Genomic DNA, 19,205 nt, shown 5'->3' on the forward strand with positions numbered 1-19,205 from the left:
CCCGCCCACCGAGCCCCGCCCGAAGGGTCCATTCCGTCAAGGGATGGGCCCTTCCGCCTTATTGACGGTGGGGTCCGGTATGGGCCACATTGAGCCGGGGGTTCAGGGGGGATGGTGGGACCATGGGGGAGGCGCTGGAAGCGCGGATGCGCGACCGCCTCGGCAGGGAGTGCCTGTACGTGCCGTCGTGCCGGCTCGGGCTGTACGTGGCGCTCCGCCACTGGTGCAGGCCCGGCGGGCGGGTGCTGATGTCACCCGTCAACGACGACGTCATCTTCTTCGTGGTGCTGGCGGCGGGACTGCGTCCCGTCCAGGCGCCGCTGGACCCGAGGGACGGCTCGATCGACGTGTCCGCCGTCCCCGGGGCCACCTGGCGGAGCCTGGACGCGGTCGTCACCACCAATCTGTACGGCAACCCCGACCCGGCGCCCGCGCTGCGCGCCCGCTGCGACGCGCTGGGCATCCCGCTGCTGGAGGACGCGGCGCACGCGATCGGGTCGGTGGCGGACGGCCGGCCGGTCGGCTCGTACGGCGACGCGTCCGTGTTCAGCCTCTCCAAGCACACCGCCGCCAAGACCGGGGGGTTCCTCACGTTCGCCGACCCGGCCCTGCGCAGCGCGCTCAGGCAGGCCCGCGACGCCCTCCTCGCCCCCTCCCGGCTCTCCGCCGAACTCGTCTTCGCCCTACGGCCGTACGCGGAGGCGGGCGTGCGGGGGCTGCGCCTCGCCCGCGCGGCACGGGCCGTGATGCGGCTCCTCGGCATGGCGGAGCGCGAGGGCATACGGATGCCGCTGCGGCCCGATGAGCTGCGGCAGGCGTTGGCGCAGGCGCCCGCGCTCCCTCCGTTCCACTCCTGGGTGCGGGTCGACATGCACGACTACCGGATCAGCCCGGGTCGCGCCCGGCTCCGCCGAACAGCGCGGCTGCTCGACCGCCTCGACGACCGTCTCGCGGCCCATCTCGAAGGCACCCGGCGGCTGCTGGCGAGCCCCTGGGCGGCGCCCGGGCCCGGCCCGGTGCAGCCGCTCTTCCGCGTCCCGCTCCTGGTCGCCGACCGGGACGCGGCCATCGCCGCGCTGGCCCGGCGCCGCATCACCACCGGCTATCTGTACGACCCGCCGCTCGACGACTACGCCTCCGAGCCGTTCACCGTTCCGTCGCCGGACCCGGGACCGGCCCGCTGGTTCGCCCGCCACGCCCTCCCTGCCGATCCGCTCGGGGCCGAGCGGATCATCGCCGTGCTGGACTCGGCGGGGGTGCGGCCGGCGGGTGCCCCACCGGGCCCCGGCCCGGCCGGCGGCCCCGTGGGCGGGGCCGGTGGCTGAGACGACCCGGGTGCGGCAGCCCGGCACCGCCACCGGCGGAGGGGCGCCCGCCGACGGGGCGGCCGGCGGTTCCGCCGGCGGTGACTCCATGTTCCGCAACGCCTATGCGCTGATGATCTCCACCGGGGTCTCCGCCGCGCTCGGGCTCGGCTTCTGGCTGGTGGCCGCCCGGTACTACACCGAGGAGGCCGTGGGGCAGGGGTCGGCCGCCATCGCCGCGATGCGGCTGCTCGCCTCGATCACCGCGACGACGATGATCGGCGCGGTGGTGCGGTACGTCCCGAGGGCCGGACGGGCCACCGGCCCGCTGGTGTGGCGGACGTACGCGGTCAGCTCGGCCGTCGTGTGCGTCGCCTGTGCGGCGTTCCTGGTCACCCTCGACCTGTGGGGCCCTTCGTACGCGCCACTGCAAGGCCCCGTCGCCGGGGCGGTCTTCACCGCGGCCTGTGTCGCCTGGGCACTGCTCACCCTGCAGGACGGAGTGCTGACCGGGCTGCGCAAGGCGGTCTGGGTGCCGGTGGGCAACGCGGTGTTCTCCATCGGCAAGCTGCTGCTGCTCATCGTGTTCGCGGGCGCCCTACCCGTCCTCGGCGTCTTCGTGTCCTGGGCGGCGGCGATCGCCCTGTCCGTACTCCCCCTCGGCTGGCTGGTGTTCCGACGGCTGATACCCCGTCAGGCCGCTGCGGACCGCCACCGCGAACCGCCGAGGATGCGGGACGTCGGCCGCTTCCTCGCCGGGGACTCCGTCGGCGCCCTGTTCTCCCTGGCGATGATCAACCTGCTGCCGGTGATGGTCGCCGTCCGTTTCGACGCCGCCCACAACGGCTTCTTCTACATCGCGTACACCGTCGGCGGCACGATGGAGTTCATGGCCATCAACATGGCCTCGTCGCTCACCGCACACGCCTCGCACAGCCCCGGCGGCCTCGCCGAGGGGGTACGCGGCGCGCTGCGCCGGATGGCGGTGCTGCTCGTCCCGGTCGTCGTCCTCCTCGTCGTCCTCGCCCCGCTGATCCTCGCCCCGTTCGGCGCCGACTACGCCGAGCACGGCACGACCGTGCTGCGGCTGCTGGCCGCCGCCGCACTGCCACGCGTCGTCGTGGAGCTGTACATCGGCGTCCTGCGCGTCCAGGGCCGTACGGGCGTGCTCGCGGCGCTCCAGGGCGCGATGTGCGCGCTGGTGCTGGGCAGCGCGGCGGTGCTGACGGGCCCGGCCGGAATCTCCGGCGCGGGCCTGGCGATGCTGCTGTCCATGTCGCTCATGGCGCTGGTCTCCGCGCCGGGCGTCCGGGCGGCTCTCGCCGGGCGCGAGCCCCGTACACCGCGCGGGACACGGCCGTTCGCGCCGCGTCGGCGGCCGGCCGCCGACGGCTACGGGACGACCTGGGCGCGCCGGGCGGCCGAACGGCGGACCTCCGCGGCGGCCGGGCAAAACCCGGACCGGACCCGGCAGACCGTGTGTCCGCGGGGTGTGCGCGAGGCGGCGACCCCGGCGTTCGGGATGTCCGTGTGCGGGCCGCCGGAACCTCAGGCGTCCTCGGGGCGTGAGGAGTCCGGCACGGCCGCCTGGCTGTGGCTGCTGCTGGGCCTGGCCGCGGGACTGTTCTGGTTCCCGCTGGCCGGGGCGCGGGACGTCCCGCCCGGACCGCTGTCGGGCCGGGAACTGCTGCATGCGCTGCCGCCGCTGACCGTGACGGCCGGGGTGCTGCTGGTGGTCGTCCACAGCGGGGCCGTGGCGCTGGGCCGGATGCGGCCGGTCCTGCTCACGGCCGCCCTGCTCACCACCGCCGCCGCGCTGCACACCGCACCCGCGCTGCTGGGCGTGCGGCCCGCTCCCGCCACGGGCCCCGGGCACGAGGCCCTGGCGGGCGTCCTGCCGACCGGGGTCTTCGGCGGGGCGGACGTGCTCACCGTCCTGCCGCCCGTACTCCAGTTGCTCTGCCTGGGCCTGGCCGCCACCGCCCTGCGGGCCCTGGGGGTGCCCGGGCGGATCACGGCGGGCACGGTGTGGGTACTGGCGGTGACCGGCTGGGCCGTCCAGGACGCCTTCGCCGCCACGGCGCTGCCGGTGACGGCCGGTTTCCTCGCGGCGGCGGTGGCGGCGCTCGCCCACCGCCGGACGGGCCGCGGCGCCGCCCGGCGGAGGTCCGTCAGCGGCTCGGGACCGGCTGTCTGAACCAGTCGTCCCGGCCGGCGAGCCGGTAGCCCTCCAGGCCCGGTCCGCCGTTCACCGTCAGATCGCAGCCCTCGCCCGGCACCGCGCGGTTCCAGTGGACCATCGCCTTCACCCTGGGCATGGACCTGGCGACCTGCGGGACGGCGGCGTACCACTCGCGCTGCCGCTCGGGGTCGGCCGGATCGGGTACGGTCGCGAACTCGGCCAGCATCAGAGGCTTCTCGTCGGAGATGTTCGCGACCAGCCAGTCATGGCTGGGGCGCTGGCTGCGTTCGAAGTCCTTCCAGTCCGAGGTCTTGTGGCAGGTGTAGTAGTTGTACTGGTCCATCGCGAGCCAGTCGACGTACTCGTCCCCCGGGTAGAGCCGCTTCATCAGGTCGGCGCTGCCGAGGTAGCCGGAGACCGTCCACACCCACACCACGTTGCGCGCGCCGAGCTTCTCGAAGCGGTCCCGCAGGTGCCGGTAGGCGGCGACGTACTCCTCCGGGGTCCCGGCGCCCTCCTTGACACGGGCGTCGACCTCCTGGTCGAAGGAGAGGAAGACCCGCTTCCCGTAGGCCTTGACGCGGCGGATCTGCGGATCGACGATCTCGGCGTCGTACCGTCCCGAAGCGATGTTCCCCCAGCCGAGCTGCGTCTCGGTCCAGCCGGCGTGGTGCGGTTCCTTCCACACCGTGGACTCCCAGGCGAGCATGAGCAGCCGGTCGCGGCCCAGTTCCTGTTCGTCCGGGGTGAGCAGCTGCCCGTCCAGCTCGTTGCCCGACATGTCGTGGTACGTGTACACGAGGTCGAGCCGGCGCCCGATCTTCTTCTCGAACGCGTACACCGGGGCGGTGAGCGAGCTGTTCTCGTCGTAGGGGATGTACGCGCCCCACCAGGCGCCGCAGCGCGGAGCGAGTACGGCGTCGGGGGCACATGGCCCACCCGGGGGCCCGCCGGACACCGCGTTCTGCGGTAGGTCCTCGTCCGCGGGGCCGTCGTCGGCGGTGGCCCAGATCCCGATCCCGGCGAGGAAGGCGGCGACGGTGGCGAGGACGACCGCCGCCCCCGCGTGCCGGCGGGATGCCGAACGCCGTCCGCTCATCGGCCACCGCCGTCGCGTTGAGCGCGTCCGGCCGCGCCGTCGCTCCCCGATCGCGGGACAGTCTCCCCGGCCGGGGTGGCGGGAGGCGCCCCCCGGGAGGACTCAACGGCACGTCCGGCCGCGCCGCGCGTGGCCGCGGGGAGCGGGAGTCCCGGCAGTGCGGCGACGATGGTCGCGAAGGCGGCGAGGGGCAGCAGGAACGCCGTCACCGTGAATCCCCGGACCAGGAACAGCGAGGTGGCGGTGAGCACGCCGATCGAGAGGCTGATCGGCGCGGCCAGCGCGAACGCCTCCAGCCTGGCGCCGGGCCGCAGGCCCTCCGGCTGCGGGTGCAGCAGCGCGAGACCGGGACCGAAGCAGACGAACAGGAGCACGGGTACCCACCTCGCCGGTGAGCCCCCCGGCAGCAGGCTCACCGCGAGCGCCACCCAGCCGGACAGCGCGACGGCGGCTCTGAGCGGGATCTCTTTCGGCATCGGGACTCACCTCGCTGGTGTTCGGTACTCGAGTACGACGCCGTAGGGGTGTTCCTCGACGACGGTGAAGAGCGGGGAGGCGGCCAACTCGCCGCGCAGCGTCGCGAAGCCGCCCGGAGGCAGCAGCCCCTCGCCCGCGGTGTAGATGTCCTGGGTGCGGGTGAGGACGACGTACGCCCTCGTCCCGGGAGGGATGCCGTCGGCCAGATAGCGGGCCGGGTCGGCGAGCATCCGCTCGTTCGCGGGGAGCTCCTGCTCGGCGAAGAACCAGTGCTCCAGTCGGTCGTAGCGGTGCAGTGCCATCGGGAAGGACCCGGTGGCGGCGAGGACGAGGCTCCCCTCGGGCGCCCGGTCAATGGCCCTGGTGACCAGTGCCGTCTCGGCGGGCGGGGTGTAGTTCATCCTCTCCTTGCCGTAGTACGACGGCAGGAATCCGGCGGCGAGCGCCACCAGCGACACGGGCAGCGCGACGCGGGCCACTCGCCGGCGCACGGTTCCGGAGCGCGCCGAGGCGTCCCGGCGCGCGCCGGCGGCCGGGACGAGGGCCGCGGCGGCGAAGAACGCGGCGCCGGGCAGCCCGAACAGATAGACGCGGAAGAGCATTTCGCCGCCGTAGTCGTTGACGGCGAACAGCGGCAGCGGAGCCGCCGACACCAGCAGCAGCGGCAGGGCGCTCCGGGTCAGCCTGCGCCGCGTGAACACGGCGGCCGCGGCGAGCACGGCGATCGCGAGCACCATCGAGACGTTGGCCCGGCCGGCGAGTTCGGGCCCCGGCCCGGTGAGCTGTCCGGCGTACCCCGCACGGGAGTTGCGGGTCAGTTCGCCCAGAGACTCGCGCAGGGTGCCGAGCGTCTCCATGAACAGCGGCCGCCCCATCGTCAGGTCCCAGGCCAGCATCAGCGCCCCGGCCATGGCGAGGAGCCCGTAGTTGCGGTAGCGGCGGGTGAGGATCAGGGCGAACAGCGATACGCACAGCATCACCGGGGTCAGCTGGTGCGAGGCGTTGATCGCGACGATCAGGGGTGCGAGGACCAGCAAGCAGACGGCGCGCTGCCGCCTGCCGGTCGGCGGCGGCACGGCGGCCGCTGCCGGGTCGAGGAAGGTACGGTCGCGCAGCCTCCCGGCCGAGCCCGGCAACACGAAGTGGCGCAGCACCACGGTCAGTACGGTCAGGTGCAGGAGGTACGCGAAGCCCTGCGGGGCGAGGTAGTCCTGGCCGACCCAGTTGGCGAGCTGGAAGATCCAGACTCCGGTCCACACCAGCCGCCAGTCCTCGGTGAAGGTCCGGTACAGCAGGACCAGCACGGGCAGCAGCAGCAACCCCAGCACCACCGGGGCCCAGTTGAGATACGCGGCGGCGCTCTCGACGCCGAAGGCGCGCACCAGGGCGGCGTTGAGGCCGAAGAAGCCGGGCCACTGGTCGTAGGCCGACATGTTCCCCGACAGAGAGGCGTGGGGCCGCAGTTCGCCGTTGCCGAGGAGGGTGCCGACGACGGCGTCGTGCTTGGAGGCCCAGGGGTAGCGCACCGAGTCGTAGAGCACCGCGGGTGGGGCCTTGAGCGCGAGCAGCATCGCCACGCAGTACGCGGCCGGCCACCAGGGCGCGGTGCCCGCGCGCCGCAGCGCGAGCAGGAATCCGCCGGTGAGCACCAGCAACGCGGCGAAGAACACGGCCGGCAGCCGGTCGAGGAGCCCGTACTCCCCCATCGTGCGGAAGCCGATGCGTGGCAGCCCGTACGTCCACAGGCCGAGGCCGAGGAGCAGCGGGAGCCAGGCGAGGTCGGGGAGGGGCGGCCGGCTCCGCGGCCGCCCGCCGGGCCGGGCGGGTGGCCGGTGGTCCTCGGTCCGCTCCAAGGGCGACAGCGCGCTGCTCCCGGTGACCGGTGTGGGCACGCGTTGCTGCTGCACCGTGCGACTCCCCCCACGGATGTGGCCGCGGCTGTCACGCCGCTGCCCCTTCAGCGAAGTATAGGAACCTGGTTCTGATTTGGGATGCTCTCCACCATCTTCACCCGTCAGCCCGCGAATTCCGGGCCCCGCACGACCGCCCGCGCCCGCCGGTAGAGACGCCATCCCACGGTGGGCAGCGAGTCCGGGTACGGGGCGGCCCTCGCACCCGTGCCGTCCATCCACGCCTCGACATCGGCGACGGTGTGGCCGCGGCGCACGATGAGCCGGGAGATCCGGTACGCCTCGTCGGTCTGCGAGCTGAGCGCGTGGCGTACGGCGACGGCGGAGTCGTACCCGGCCGCCCGGGCGGCCCGGCGCACGGCCCGGCTGTTGTAGCCGTGCGGATAGGCGAGATGGCGCACCTCGTGGCCGAGCGCGTCCTCCAGGACGGCCTTGGAGTGGCGCAGTTCGTACCGCAGCCGCCGGGCCCCGAGCGTGTCGAGCTGCGCGTGGGTGACGGTGTGGCCGCCGACCTCCACGCCGTACCGCTCCAGCAGCGGGGCCTGGGCGAGCGTCATCATCGGGGCGGGCGGCAGCAGACTGCGGAGTCCCGGGGTGATGGCGCCGGTGGTGAGATACGCGGTCGCGGGCAGTCCGCGGTCGGCGAGGGCCTCGGCGGTGGGTCCGGGCAGATCGGCGAAGCCGTCGTCGAAGGTGAGGGCGACGGGCCGGGGCGGCAGGGGCGCGCCGCGTCCGGCGAGGTGGTCGGAGAGGGTGCTGATCCTGATCGGCGTGCGGCCGCTGGCGACGACCGCGTCGAGCTGGGCGGCGAACTCCGCGGGAGAGACGGTGAACTCGGCGATCCAGTCGGGCGGATCGTCCATGACGGCGTGGTAGAGCAGGACGGGAATGCGGGCTGCTCTGCGCTCTTGGCGTGCGTGGGCCCCCTGGGGCTCGGCACGCTCTCGGGGCCCTCGGATGGCGGAAGGCCCATGAGGTCTGTGAGGTCTGTGAGGCGTGCGAGGCTCATGTGGCATGCAGGGCTCCTGCGGTGCTCGCGACGAGGTCATCTCTCCTCCCAGGGGAGCGGAAGGCCGCGGACCCTGCGGCGGGCCCTGACGTAGCCGAGGGGCCCGGCGAGCATCCCGCGCCGCTCCAGCCGGGAGAGGCTGCGTGGCCACGGATGGCCGCCGGCCCCGTGCTCCCCTGGCACTCCCACGGCGCCGTCGCGGTGCGCGGTCGTCGCCCGGGCGTGGGCGAGGCCGCGGGGCAGCCGGGCGAGCAGCGCCGGCAGCAGACCGGGCCGCCGGGCGACGAGCGCGGTGAGGTACGCGGTGAGGCCGGCGCCGTAACCGAACGCCTGGTTCCGCAGGTCGCGCCCGGTCTCCCGATGGTGGTGCCAGACCAGTGCGTCGGGCGTGTACCGCAGTCGATGGCCGTCGGCGAGGATCCGTACGAACGCGTAGAGGTCGTCACCACCACGAGCCGCGGTCCCGGTGCCGGTCGCGGGATCGAAACCGCCGGCCGCCCGGAGCGCCCGGGCGCGGAAGGCCATGTTGGCGCCGGAGCCGAAACGGCCCGCGGTGAAGGGGAACAGCGGATCGTCGGCGGGCGGCCGCGCCGGGTCGTACGTGCGGGGGGCGAAGCCCTTGGCGAAGCCTCCGTGGCTCTCCAGCAGGATCTGGGCGGGTGTCCCGAGCCGGGCGGGGAGGATCAGCCCCGTGACACAGCCGATGCGGGGGTCCTCGGCGAACGGCGCCGTGAGCGCGGTCAGCCACTGCGGGTCGGCGACGACGTCGTCGTCGGTGAAGGCGAGCACGGTGCCGTCGGCGACGGCGACACCGCGGTTGTGGGCGACGGCGAGACCCGGCACGGGCTCGCGCACGTACCGCACCCGCTCGCTGTACTTCCGCTCGATCAGCTCCCGGGTGGCGCCGGTCAGCGGCGCGTTGTCGACCACGACGACCTCGAAGTCCGGATGGTCCTGGGCGAGCAGGGAGTCCAGGGCGCGGGCGAGCGGTCCGGGGCGCTCACGGGTGGCGACGACGACGCTGGTCCGGGGCGGAGCGGCCCGCTGCCCGTCCCCGCCCGGAGCGGCGGGAACCGAGGGCGTGGCAGGGTACGGAGCCCCGCGACGGCGGCCGGCGGCTCGGCGCGCCGGGCGGCCCGCGGCGCCCGGCGCCAGTCGGCCACGGGCCGCCGCGGCCAGGACCTCCGCCGGATCGGACCCGTCCGGCACGGTCGCGGTGAGGGTGCCGACGGGACGGCCCCGCCGCCGTACCAGCACGAACACCTCCCCCGGCCCCACGGGGGGCCCGCCGGGCCCGGGACGCAGGGCGAGCACACCGTGGGCGGGGGCGCCCCGGGAGGCGTGCGGTTGTGCGGACGACGGCGGATCGAGGGTGTCGAGGTCCAGCTCGGCGACCTGCATGGCGCGTGGTCGCGGCGGGAGGGACGGGTGGTTCGGCATTCAGGTCTCCCCGAGTGGTGTCGTCGGCGCGCCGCCCTTGCGCGGCCGGTGCGGTCCGGGTCCGGTCAACCGGAGCACGACCGGTCCGGTCGGCGCCCTTCTGGTGCGGTCCGCACCGGTCCGGTCGGCGCCCTGCTGGTGCGGTCCGCACCGGTCCGGTCGACCGGTGCGGCCCCCGTTCCGGTGCGGTCCGGGTGCGACCGGTGCGCGCCCGGTGTTCGTCGGCCCCGTCCCGGCCGCGGTCCGGTGCGACCGGTGCGCCAACACGCGAGACGACCGGTGCGCCGGTCGGCCGGGGTCAGTCACCCCTCAGCCGGCCGATCCGGCTGAGGGTCCGCTGCGCGTACCCGGCGAGACGGGGCCGGCCGCGGACGAAACTGTGGGCGCGCCGCCCCGGCTCGCGGCTCAGCCGGTGCAGCGCGGCCGCGGGTCCCGGCCGGACGGACGAGCCCTCGCGGACGCGGAGTTCCCCGGTCTTGAGCGCATCCTTGTACTCGGCGGCGCCGCGGCCGAGGTCGAGCATCCCGATGCCGGCGTCCGCCGCGGCCTCGGCCATCCGCAGATGCAGGATCAGCCCGGGCGAGAACTTCGCGTACGAGGTGTCGTAGGCCGGGAACCAGCAGGACAGCACCGTGCGCGAGCGCAGCCCGAAGTGCGCGGCGACCGGGCGCTCCGCCGCGTACAGCACGGACAGCACGCCCGAGCAGCCCGGCGTCCGCGTGTCGTGGAGCCGCCGCACAAGCGTGCTGATCCACTCCCGGGCGAAGCGGTCCCGACGGCCGGTCCTCCGGTACTGGGCGGACTTCCAGGCCATGAGCGTGCGCAGCGCCGAGGGGTCGCGCTCGTCGAAGACGAACCGCACCTCGCCCGCCTGCCGGCCCAGCCTGCGCTCCTTCGCCGTGGTGGTCCTGAGGAACTTCGGCGACTGCTCGCGCAGCCGCTCCTGGTACGCGGCGTACCCCTCGCCCACGTCGATCACCGGCGAGGCGAACTCCTCGGCACCGCCCGGCTCGAAGAGGCCCTGCCCCGCCTCCAGGTTGTCGAACTCCCACACGGAGAGCGCGCAGGCCCGCAGCAGCTCGCGCGCGGAGAGGACCAGCCCGGGCCGCAGCACGGCCCCCTGGCAGTCGGAGACGCCGAACCCGATGGCCCGGCCGCGCCCGAACGGGCCCTTCTCGTAGGGGAAGAAGCCGGCCGGTCCTCCGTCGTCCTCGACGACCGCGACCCTGGCGGCCGGTCGCACCCCGGCGACGGCCAGGGTGAACTCCGGTTCCATGAACGGACTGGCGGGCGCACCGGACTTGGCGCGCAGCTCACGCCAGGACTCGGCCTCCCCCTCGACCAGCTCCCCCGGCCTGACGACACGAATGCGCACACCGCTCAACTCGACCCCCCGGTCTCCCCCTCGCGCTTTCCCGGACAGGACGGTACCGGCCGAAAACGCCCCGCAACAGGGAGTGAGGGTCAAGCTGTGGACAACCCGGGAAGAGGTGTGAAGTCCTGTGCAAGGCGGTGCCATTGGGGCGAATCGCGGGGCGTGACGCCCCGGACCGACGCGCCGAACCCGTCAGCCGGACCACCGGCGGCTCCGGCGGGCGCGAACCCCCGGCGTTCGCGCCCCCGCCGGTTCCTCAAGCCGCTCGCGCCCCCCGTCGCCACACCTCGCGCACCAGCGGAACCCCCGGACGGTAGGCCAGATGGACATGGCTCGGGGCGTCCAGGACGGCGAGGTCGGCGCGGGCGCCGGGCGCGAGGCGGCCGATGTCGGTGCGGCGCAGTGCGGCGGCGCCGCCCGCCGTGGCGGACCAGACGGCCTCGTCCGGAGTCATCCCCATGTCCCGTACCGCCAGGGCGATGCAGAACGGCACGGAGGAGGTGAACGACGAGCCCGGGTTGCAGTCCGTCGACAAGGCGACGGTCACCCCGGCGTCGAGCAGCCGGCGGGCGTCGGGCCACTCGGCCCGGGTGGAGAACTCGGCACCCGGGAGCAGGGTCGCGACCGTGTTCCCGCTCGCGAGGGCGTCGACGTCCGCCTGGGTGAGGTGTGTGCAGTGGTCGGCCGAGGCCGCCTCCAGCTCGACGGCGAGCCGGACGCCGGGGCCGTAGGTCAGCTGGTTGGCGTGCACGCGCGGAACGAGTCCCCTGGCCGCCCCCGCGGTGAGGATCGCACGGGCCTGGTCCTCGTCGAACGCGCCCTTCTCGCAGAACACGTCGACCCAGCGGGCGTGCGGGGCGCAGGCGTCGAGCATCTCGCCCGTCACGAGCGCGACGTACGCGGCGGGGTCGTCGGCGTAGTCGGGGGACACGATGTGGGCACCGAGGTAGGTCACCTCCTCGGTGTGCCGCGCGGCGATACGCAGGGCGCGGGCCTCGTCGGCCACGGTGAGCCCGTACCCGGACTTGGTCTCGAACGTGGTGGTGCCCTGGCGCAGCGCCTCGTCGAGGTGGCGCGTGAGGTTCGCCTCGAGTTCCTCGTCCGTGGCGGCGCGGGTGGCGGCGACGGTCGTCCTGATCCCGCCCGCCGAATAGGCGCGGCCGGACATACGGGCGTTGAACTCGGCGGTGCGGTCGCCGGCGAACACGAGATGCGAGTGCGAGTCCACGAACCCGGGGATGACGGCGCGGCCGCCCGCGTCGTGGCGCTCGTCGGCGTCCGGGGCGTCGGCGGCGCGGCCGGCCCAGGCGACGCTGCCGCCGTCGAGGACGAGGGCCGCGTCCTCGATCAGACCGAGCGGGCTGCCGTCACCGAGGGCGGGATCATTGGTGACGAGGGTGCCGATACGGGTGATGAGAGTGCTGCTCATGATTCCTCTCCGTGGCCTTCCGTCCCCCTGGGAGAGGGCACACCGTGACGGGTGCCATGCTTCCACAGGCCCCTCTCACCGGCTCTCGCCGCCCCGGGTGCCGGGCAGGGTCACCGTGCGCGTGTCAGACGATCCTCGAGCCGTACACGTGGTCGACCGGCATCGTCATCAGCACCCTGCGGTCGGACACCATCACCGAGCGGTACTCGTCCCAGTCCGGGTGCTCACCGGCGGCCCGGCGGTAGTACTCCACCAGCGCCTCCACCTCGGGACCGTGCGGATCGGTCCCCGGCCCGGTAAGGGTCACCGTGCCCTCGGCCGTCGCCCAGGCCCAGCCGTCGGGACTGGTCACCTCCAGGGCGGCGCGCGGGTCCCGGCGGAGGTTCGCCGTCTTCGCCCGCCCCTCGGTCATCGAGACGTGGAGGACGTCGGCGTCCCGGTCGTAGTAGGGCATGACCGGCGAGAGCTGCGGGCGCCCGTCCGACTTGATGGTCGCCAGGACTCCGAGACGGCTCTCCGCGAGCAGCGTGCGCGGGTCGAAAGAGGTGGCGTTCATGTCCGGTGCAACCCCGGCCCGGCCCGGGCCATTCCCGGGGTGTGCGGCCGCATGGGCCCCTCCGCCTGGCGCCTCGACGGTGCCGGCCGAAGCGGTGGACGGTCCCCGGGCCCTCCGCCGGTCCCCACGGCGACCGGGGGCGCGGCCGGCGTCGGCACGCACGGCCCGAGCGACCGCCCGAGGCCCGGAGACCCGTGCCCCGGAAACCCGGGTGCCAGGGGCCCGGAGGCCCGTGGCGCAGGCGCTCAACAACCCCACCACCAGGGAGAAATGACCCACCGCACCCCACCGTGGGGACCTTCTCCCGTGCGTCACCCGGGCGAGTGATCCTGCCCCGGAGCGCTGGATTCCGCCGACCTCGCCAGGGCAAGGCCGGGATGTCAGCTCCCGCATACGCCACGGCACATGCAACGGCCCCCGGCCGGGACCGGCATCCCGAACGAGGGCCTCACCACCCGGGAAGCAGGACCTTCCCGATGGCTGTCACGAAGCTTGACGCGGCCCGAAGCGCCCGGTGAGCCGCTCAGCCGCGCAGCGCCGCGATCGCCTCCGTCAGGGCCGAGGGCACATCCGGCACCAGGGTGTGGACCCCGTCGCGAACGACCTGGCGCCCGGCCACGACCGTGTGACGGACGTCCGCCGACGTGGCCGCGAAGACCGCGGTCTCCGCGCCCAGCCGCGGCAGCGGGCCGGCCGTGCGCACCGAGTCCAGTGCGACGGTGGTGAAGTCGGCGAGCGCTCCCGGCTCCAGACGTCCCGCGTCGTCCCAGCCGAGCGCCGCGTGGCCGTCCGCAGTCGCTGCGCGCAGCAGGGACGCGGCCGTCCAGTGGCCGCGGGTACGCGTGCGCAGCCGTTCGTCCATCTCCATCGCGCGCGCCTCCTCCAGGATGTCGATCACCGCATGGCTGTCGCTGCCGAGCGACAACGGTGAACCGGCCTGCTGGAGGGCCTTCGCGGGGCCGATGCCGTCGGCCAGGTCCCGTTCGGTGGTGGGGCACATGCAGGTGCCGGTTCCGCTGTCGCCGAGGAGGCGGATGTCCTCGCCCGTGAGATGGGTGTTGTGGACTCCCGTGGTGTGCCGGCCGAGCACGCCGTGGTCGGCGAGCAGCCGCGCCGGCGTGCAGCCGTGCACCCTCAGGCAGGCGTCGTTCTCGGCGGTCTGCTCGGAGAGATGGACGTGCAGGGGCGCCCCGTGCTCCGCCGCCCAGGCGGCAACCACGGGCAACTGCGCCGCGGGGACCGCGCGCACGGAGTGGACCGCCGCGCCGATCCGGGCCGCCTCCCCGCCCTTGAGCAGGGACACCCGCTCGGCCCACGCCTCGGCGGTGCCGTCGGAGAAGCGGAGTTGGTGCTGGTCCGGGGGCTCCCCGCCGTGCTTGTTCGTGATGGCCGAGGACAGGTACGCCGTGTCGAGCAGCGTGATGCGGATGCCCGCGTCCGCCGCGGCGGCGATCATCGCCTCGCCCATCGCGTTGGGGTCGGCGTAGGGCTTGCCGCCGGGCGCGTGGTGCACGTAGTGGAACTCGCCGACGACCGTGATCCCCGCCAGCGCCATCTCCGCGTACACGGCGCGCGCCAGGGCGTGGTAGTTCTCCGGGGTGAGCCGGGAGGCGACCTGGTACATGAACTCGCGCCAGGTCCAGAAGGTGCCGGAGCCGACCTGCACCAGGCCGCGCAGCGCCCGGTGGAAGGCGTGCGAGTGGGCGTTGGCCAGTCCGGGGACGGTCAGGCCGCGCAGCACCTCGGCGCCCGGTTCCGGGGTCTCCGCCCCCCTGCGGACGGCCGTGATCCGGCCGTCCGCGACGTCCAGGGACACGCCCGGCTCGACGTGCGTGCCGAGCCAGGCGTGCTCCAGCCAGTACGTCGTCACCTGCACGCGAGGCCCTCCAGTACGTCGGCGAGTGCGAAGACCCCGGCGACGCAGTCGTCCTCCGCGGCGTACTCGGCCGGGGAGTGGGAGACGCCCGTCGGGTTCCGAACGAACAGCATGGCGGTCGGCACGGCCGCGGAGAGGATTCCGGCGTCGTGTCCCGCGCCGGTGCCGAGCAGCGGAGCCCGTCCGCCCAGCAGCCGGCCGATCTCGTCGCGCAGGGTGTGGCCGAACTCGACGACCGGGGTGAACGACTCCCGTACGACCGCGAGGTCGACGCCGTCGCGCTGGGCGCGGTCCTTGGCGGCCTGCTCGATCGCGGCGACGACCGCGTCGAGGGTGGCCTGGTCGGCGGCGCGCGAGTCGAGCCAGCCGCGGACGAGGGACGGGATGGCGTTGACGCCGTTCGGCTCTACGGAGACCTTGCCGAAGGTGGCGAGCGCGCCCGCCAGTTCGGCCTCGCGCCGGGCGGCCAGAACGGTCTCCGCGTATGTCAGCATCGGGTCGCGGCGGTCGGCGAGGTGGGTGGTGCCCGCGTGGTTGGCCTCGCCGCGGAAGTCGAAGCGCCAGCGGCCGTGCGGCCAGATGGCACTTGCGATGCCGACGGGGTCGCCGGAGACGTCCAGGGCGCGGCCCTGCTCGACGTGCAGTTCCACGAACGCGCCGATACGGGCGAGGCGTTCGGGGTCGGCGCCGATGGTCTCCGGGTCGTGCCCGGCGGCCTCCATGGCCTCGGGCAGGCGCACGCCGTCGGCGTCGCGCAGCGCGTACGCCTGCTCCTTCGTCAGCTGCCCGGCCGTGAGACGGGAGCCGACGCAGGCCAGGCCGAAGCGCGCCCCCTCCTCGTCGCCGAAGTTGGTGATCGCGAAGGGCCGGGTGAACTCCGCACCCCTGCGGCGGAGCTCGTCGAGCGCGGCGAAGGAGGACACGACGCCGAGGGGGCCGTCGAAGGCGCCGCCGTCGGGCACGGAGTCCAGATGGGAGCCGGTGACGACGGCGTCCCCGGCGGTGGGGTCGCCCAGCCAGGCCCACTGGTTGCCGTTGCGGTCGGTCTCGTGGGCGAGGCCGCGGGCCTCGGCCTGCTCCCTGAACCAGTGGCGGCAGTCGGCGTCGGCCCCCGTCCAGGCGTACCGGCGGTATCCGCCGCTGCTCGCGTCCCGGCCGATGCGCTGCAGATCGGCCCACATCTCCTGGAACGAGCGGGGCCGCGGAGCCGCGGACCCACCGTCGTCGGGGGCGTCCATGGGGCGGCCGCCCGCGGGAGGGCCGCCCGGCTGCCGGTCGTGCACGGTCACCGGGCATCACCCTCCCGCATCGGGACGCGGACGCCCTTCGCCTCGGACACGGACTCGGCGATGTCGTAACCGGCGTCCACATGCCGGATGACGCCCATCCCGGGGTCGTTGGTCAGCACACGGCGGATCTTCTCGCCGGCGAGCGCGGTGCCGTCCGCGACGGTGACCTGGCCGGCGTGGACGGAACGGCCCATGCCGACGCCGCCGCCGTGGTGGATCGACACCCAGGAGGCACCGGAGGCCACGTTGACCATGGCGTTCAGCAGCGGCCAGTCGGCGATGGCGTCCGAGCCGTCGAGCATCGCCTCGGTCTCGCGGTACGGGGAGGCGACGGAGCCGCAGTCGAGGTGGTCGCGGCCGATGGCCAGCGGGGCCAGGAGCTCACCGTTCGCGACCATGTCGTTGAACCGCTCGCCGGCACGGTCCCGCTCGCCGTAGCCGAGCCAGCAGATACGGGCCGGAAGGCCCTGGAAGTGGACGCGCTCGCCGGCCATCCTGATCCAGCGGGCCAGGGACTCGTTCTCCGGGAAGAGGTCGAGGATCGCCCTGTCGGTCCTGGCGATGTCGGCGGGGTCGCCGGAGAGCGCCGCCCAGCGGAACGGGCCCTTGCCCTCGCAGAAGAGGGGCCGGATGTAGGCGGGCACGAAGCCGGGGAACGCGAACGCCCTCTCATAGCCCGCCAGTTGTGCCTCGCCGCGGATCGAGTTGCCGTAGTCGAAGACCTCGGCGCCCGCGTCCATGAAGCCGACCATGGCCTCGACGTGCCGCGCCATGGACTCGCGGGCGCGGGTGGTGAACCCGGCCGGGTCCTTGGCCGCGTACGAGGCCATGTCGTCGAGGTCGACGCCCGCCGGGAGGTAGGCCAGCGGGTCGTGCGCGGAGGTCTGGTCGGTGACGATGTCGATCGGCGCGCCCATCGCGAGCAGCTGCGGAACCAGCTCGGCCGCGTTGCCGAGAACGCCGATGGAGAGCGGGCGGCGGGCGTCACGGGCCTCGGTGGCCAGCCGGAGCGCGTGTTCCGGGCTGTCGGCCCTCACGTCGAGGTAGCGGTGCTCGATACGGCGCTCGATGGCCCGGGGGTCGCAGTCGATGCAGATGGCGACGCCGTCGTTCATGGTGACGGCGAGCGGCTGGGCACCGCCCATGCCACCGAGTCCGGCGGTCAGCGTGATCGTGCCGGCCAGCGTGCCGCCGAACTTCTTGGCAGCCACGGCCGCGAAGGTCTCGTACGTGCCCTGGAGGATGCCCTGGGTGCCGATGTAGATCCAGGAACCGGCGGTCATCTGGCCGTACATGGTGAGGCCGAGGGCCTCCAGGCGCCGGAACTCCTCCCAGTTCGCCCAGTCGCCGACGAGGTTGGAGTTGGCGATCAGCACGCGGGGCGCCCACTCGTGGGTCTGCATCACGCCGACCGGGCGGCCGGACTGGACGAGCATCGTCTCGTCCTGCTTCAGCGTCCTCAGCGTGCGGACCATCGCGTCGAAGGAGCGCCAGTCGCGGGCGGCCTTGCCGGTGCCGCCGTAGACGACGAGCCTGTCGGGGTGCTCGGCGACCTCCGGGTCGAGGTTGTTCTGGAGCATGCGCAGCGCGGCTTCCTGCTGCCACCCAAGGGCGCTCAGTTCCGTACCACGCGGTGCCCGTACGGGGCGGGGTCCAGACATGCCGATGCCTCCTCGCGGCTTTGATTCGACTATTCACATCCTGGCGCTCTGAATAAGTCCAGTCAACAGGGCCTCGCGCAGAGTGCGGGAACGCGGAGCGGGGCGCACCACCCGCGGCCGCGGGGAGCCGGCACGGTCCCCCGGTACGGGTGGGCCCCGCCCCCGGCACGGATGATTGACTGGCGACCATGGCGCATCAGGCTTCAGACCGTCGTGACCAGGCCGTACGAGCAGCCGTGGAACAGGGCCTGCTCACGGAGACCGACCCCGTCGCCGGAATTCTCGACATCGCCGGCGTACGGGCCTCGGCCGCCGCGCTGCGGGCAGCCTTCGAGGAGATCACCGACGCCCCCGTCCTCCACGCCTTCGCCGTGAAGGCCGCACCGCTGGTGCCGGTGCTGCGGCTGCTGGACTCCGAGGGGATCGGGGCGGAGGTCGCGAGCCCGGGCGAGCTCGCACTGGCGCTCGCCGCCGGGGTACGGGCGGAGCGGATCGTGCTGGACTCGCCGGCCAAGACCCGGGCCGAGCTGAACGAGGCGCTCGGCCTCGGGATCGCCGTCAACGCCGACAACCTCCAGGAGCTCGCCCGCATCGACGCCCTGGTGCGCTCCGGGGCCGGGTCCGGCTCCGGGGCCGGGTCCGGCTCCGGTTTCGGGTCCGGCCCCGGTTTCGGGGCCGGCTCCGGGGGCTCGCAGCTCGGGCTCCGCGTCAACGCGCAGATAGGCGCCGGCGCGATCGGGGCGCTGTCCACGGCCACCGCGACCTCGAAGTTCGGCGTCGCCCTCCGCGACGAAGGCACCCGCGAACGCGTCGTGCGCGCGTACCTCGACCGGCCCTGGCTGACGCGCCTGCACACCCACTCGGGCTCGCAGGGGCTGGGCCTGGAGCTCATGACCCAGGGCGTCCGGGCCGTGTACGAGCTGGCCGAGGAGATCAACGCGACCGCCGGCCGGCAGCAGATCGACACCATCGACATCGGCGGCGGGCTGCCGGTCAACTTCGCCACCGACGAGGAGACCCCGACCTTCTCCGACTACGCCCGGGCGCTGCGGAGCGCGGTCCCCGGACTGTTCGACGGACGCTACGGGCTGGTCACCGAGTTCGGCCGGTCACTGCTCGCCAAGCACGGCACGGTCCTCACCCGCGTCGAGTACACCAAGACCACCGGCGCCCGGCCCATCGCCGTCACCCACGCGGGTGTCCAGGTCGCCACCCGCACCGTGTACGACCCGGCCTCGTGGCCGCTGCGGATCGCCGCTTACGACGCCGAGGGCGCGCCGAAGGCCGGTGCCACCGTGGTCCAGGACGTCGCGGGGCCGGCCTGCTTCGCGGGCGACCTGCTGGCGGAGGCGCGGGAGCTGCCCCTGCTGGAGCCGGGTGACGTGGTCGCCGCACTCGACACCGGGGCGTACTACTTCAGCAGCCACTACGCCTACAACAGCCTCGCCCGGCCGGGCGTCCACGGCTTCCACGCGGATTCGGGCGGGGTCCGGTTCTCGACCGTACGGGCGCCGCAGACGGTCCGGGAGATAGTGGCCGAGTCGGGCGGGGACCGGCCCGACGCGCTGCTGTAGCGGGCGACTGTCGTACCCCGGTGG

14 protein-coding genes are annotated in these 19,205 nt (G+C 74.1%); 3 read left to right on the forward strand and 11 right to left on the reverse strand.

The window, feature by feature from the left end:
* Nucleotides 1-122 precede the first annotated feature (122 nt).
* Entirely contained in the window at nucleotides 123-1,325 is a 1,203-nt protein-coding gene (locus AB0J10_RS00260) for a DegT/DnrJ/EryC1/StrS family aminotransferase (RefSeq protein WP_363056162.1), read from the forward strand.
* Nucleotides 1,318-3,501, forward strand: a complete 2,184-nt coding sequence (locus tag AB0J10_RS00265; protein WP_363056164.1) for a lipopolysaccharide biosynthesis protein — start codon at nucleotides 1,318-1,320, stop codon at nucleotides 3,499-3,501. Before AB0J10_RS00260 ends, AB0J10_RS00265 begins: the two co-directional genes overlap by 8 nt.
* Here AB0J10_RS00265 and AB0J10_RS00270 read toward each other — a convergent pair.
* The 11 genes from AB0J10_RS00270 to hutU form a co-directional block, all read right to left on the reverse strand.
* Nucleotides 3,476-4,585, reverse strand: a complete 1,110-nt coding sequence (locus AB0J10_RS00270; protein WP_363056166.1) for a glycosyl hydrolase — start codon at nucleotides 4,583-4,585, stop codon at nucleotides 3,476-3,478. The two genes, AB0J10_RS00265 and AB0J10_RS00270, sit on opposite strands and share 26 nt — an antisense overlap.
* Nucleotides 4,582-5,061 carry a hypothetical protein gene (locus tag AB0J10_RS00275; protein WP_363056168.1) on the reverse strand — a complete coding sequence of 160 codons (480 nt, stop codon included), beginning with the start codon at nucleotides 5,059-5,061 and terminating at the stop codon, nucleotides 4,582-4,584. Before AB0J10_RS00275 ends, AB0J10_RS00270 begins: the two co-directional genes overlap by 4 nt.
* A gap of 6 nt (nucleotides 5,062-5,067) precedes the next feature.
* Entirely contained in the window at nucleotides 5,068-6,969 is a 1,902-nt protein-coding gene (locus AB0J10_RS00280; protein WP_363056170.1) for a hypothetical protein, read from the reverse strand.
* 107 nt (nucleotides 6,970-7,076) lie between these two features.
* On the reverse strand, nucleotides 7,077-7,835 hold the full coding sequence (locus tag AB0J10_RS00285; protein WP_363056172.1) for a polysaccharide deacetylase family protein: 759 nt from the start codon (nucleotides 7,833-7,835) through the stop codon (nucleotides 7,077-7,079).
* Nucleotides 7,836-8,017: 182 nt separating this feature from the next.
* Nucleotides 8,018-9,382, reverse strand: coding sequence for a glycosyltransferase (locus tag AB0J10_RS00290; RefSeq protein ID WP_363056803.1), 1,365 nt, complete (start codon nucleotides 9,380-9,382; stop codon nucleotides 8,018-8,020).
* A gap of 337 nt (nucleotides 9,383-9,719) precedes the next feature.
* Entirely contained in the window at nucleotides 9,720-10,796 is a 1,077-nt protein-coding gene (locus tag AB0J10_RS00295) for a GNAT family N-acetyltransferase (RefSeq protein WP_363056174.1), read from the reverse strand.
* Between the two features lie 256 nt (nucleotides 10,797-11,052).
* Entirely contained in the window at nucleotides 11,053-12,225 is a 1,173-nt protein-coding gene (gene hutI, locus AB0J10_RS00300) for an imidazolonepropionase (RefSeq protein WP_363056176.1), read from the reverse strand.
* Nucleotides 12,226-12,349: 124 nt separating this feature from the next.
* Entirely contained in the window at nucleotides 12,350-12,781 is a 432-nt protein-coding gene (locus AB0J10_RS00305; RefSeq protein ID WP_363056178.1) for a PPOX class F420-dependent oxidoreductase, read from the reverse strand.
* 523 nt (nucleotides 12,782-13,304) lie between these two features.
* Nucleotides 13,305-14,657 carry a formimidoylglutamate deiminase gene (locus AB0J10_RS00310; protein WP_363056180.1) on the reverse strand — a complete coding sequence of 451 codons (1,353 nt, stop codon included), beginning with the start codon at nucleotides 14,655-14,657 and terminating at the stop codon, nucleotides 13,305-13,307.
* Nucleotides 14,648-15,895 carry an allantoate amidohydrolase gene (locus tag AB0J10_RS00315; protein WP_363056805.1) on the reverse strand — a complete coding sequence of 416 codons (1,248 nt, stop codon included), beginning with the start codon at nucleotides 15,893-15,895 and terminating at the stop codon, nucleotides 14,648-14,650. Before AB0J10_RS00315 ends, AB0J10_RS00310 begins: the two co-directional genes overlap by 10 nt.
* Before the next feature lie 47 nt (nucleotides 15,896-15,942).
* The gene (hutU, locus tag AB0J10_RS00320; RefSeq protein WP_363056182.1) at nucleotides 15,943-17,607 is read right to left on the reverse strand and encodes a urocanate hydratase; all 1,665 of its coding nucleotides are present in this window, start codon (nucleotides 17,605-17,607) and stop codon (nucleotides 15,943-15,945) included.
* A 188-nt stretch (nucleotides 17,608-17,795) separates the two neighbouring features.
* On the opposite strand from hutU, the gene AB0J10_RS00325 reads away from it, so the two are divergent.
* Nucleotides 17,796-19,181, forward strand: a complete 1,386-nt coding sequence (locus tag AB0J10_RS00325; protein ID WP_363056184.1) for a diaminopimelate decarboxylase — start codon at nucleotides 17,796-17,798, stop codon at nucleotides 19,179-19,181.
* Nucleotides 19,182-19,205 lie beyond the last annotated feature (24 nt).

It is taken from the genome of Streptomyces sp. NPDC049887, from assembly GCF_040656535.1.
Taxonomy (GTDB): domain Bacteria; phylum Actinomycetota; class Actinomycetes; order Streptomycetales; family Streptomycetaceae; genus Streptomyces.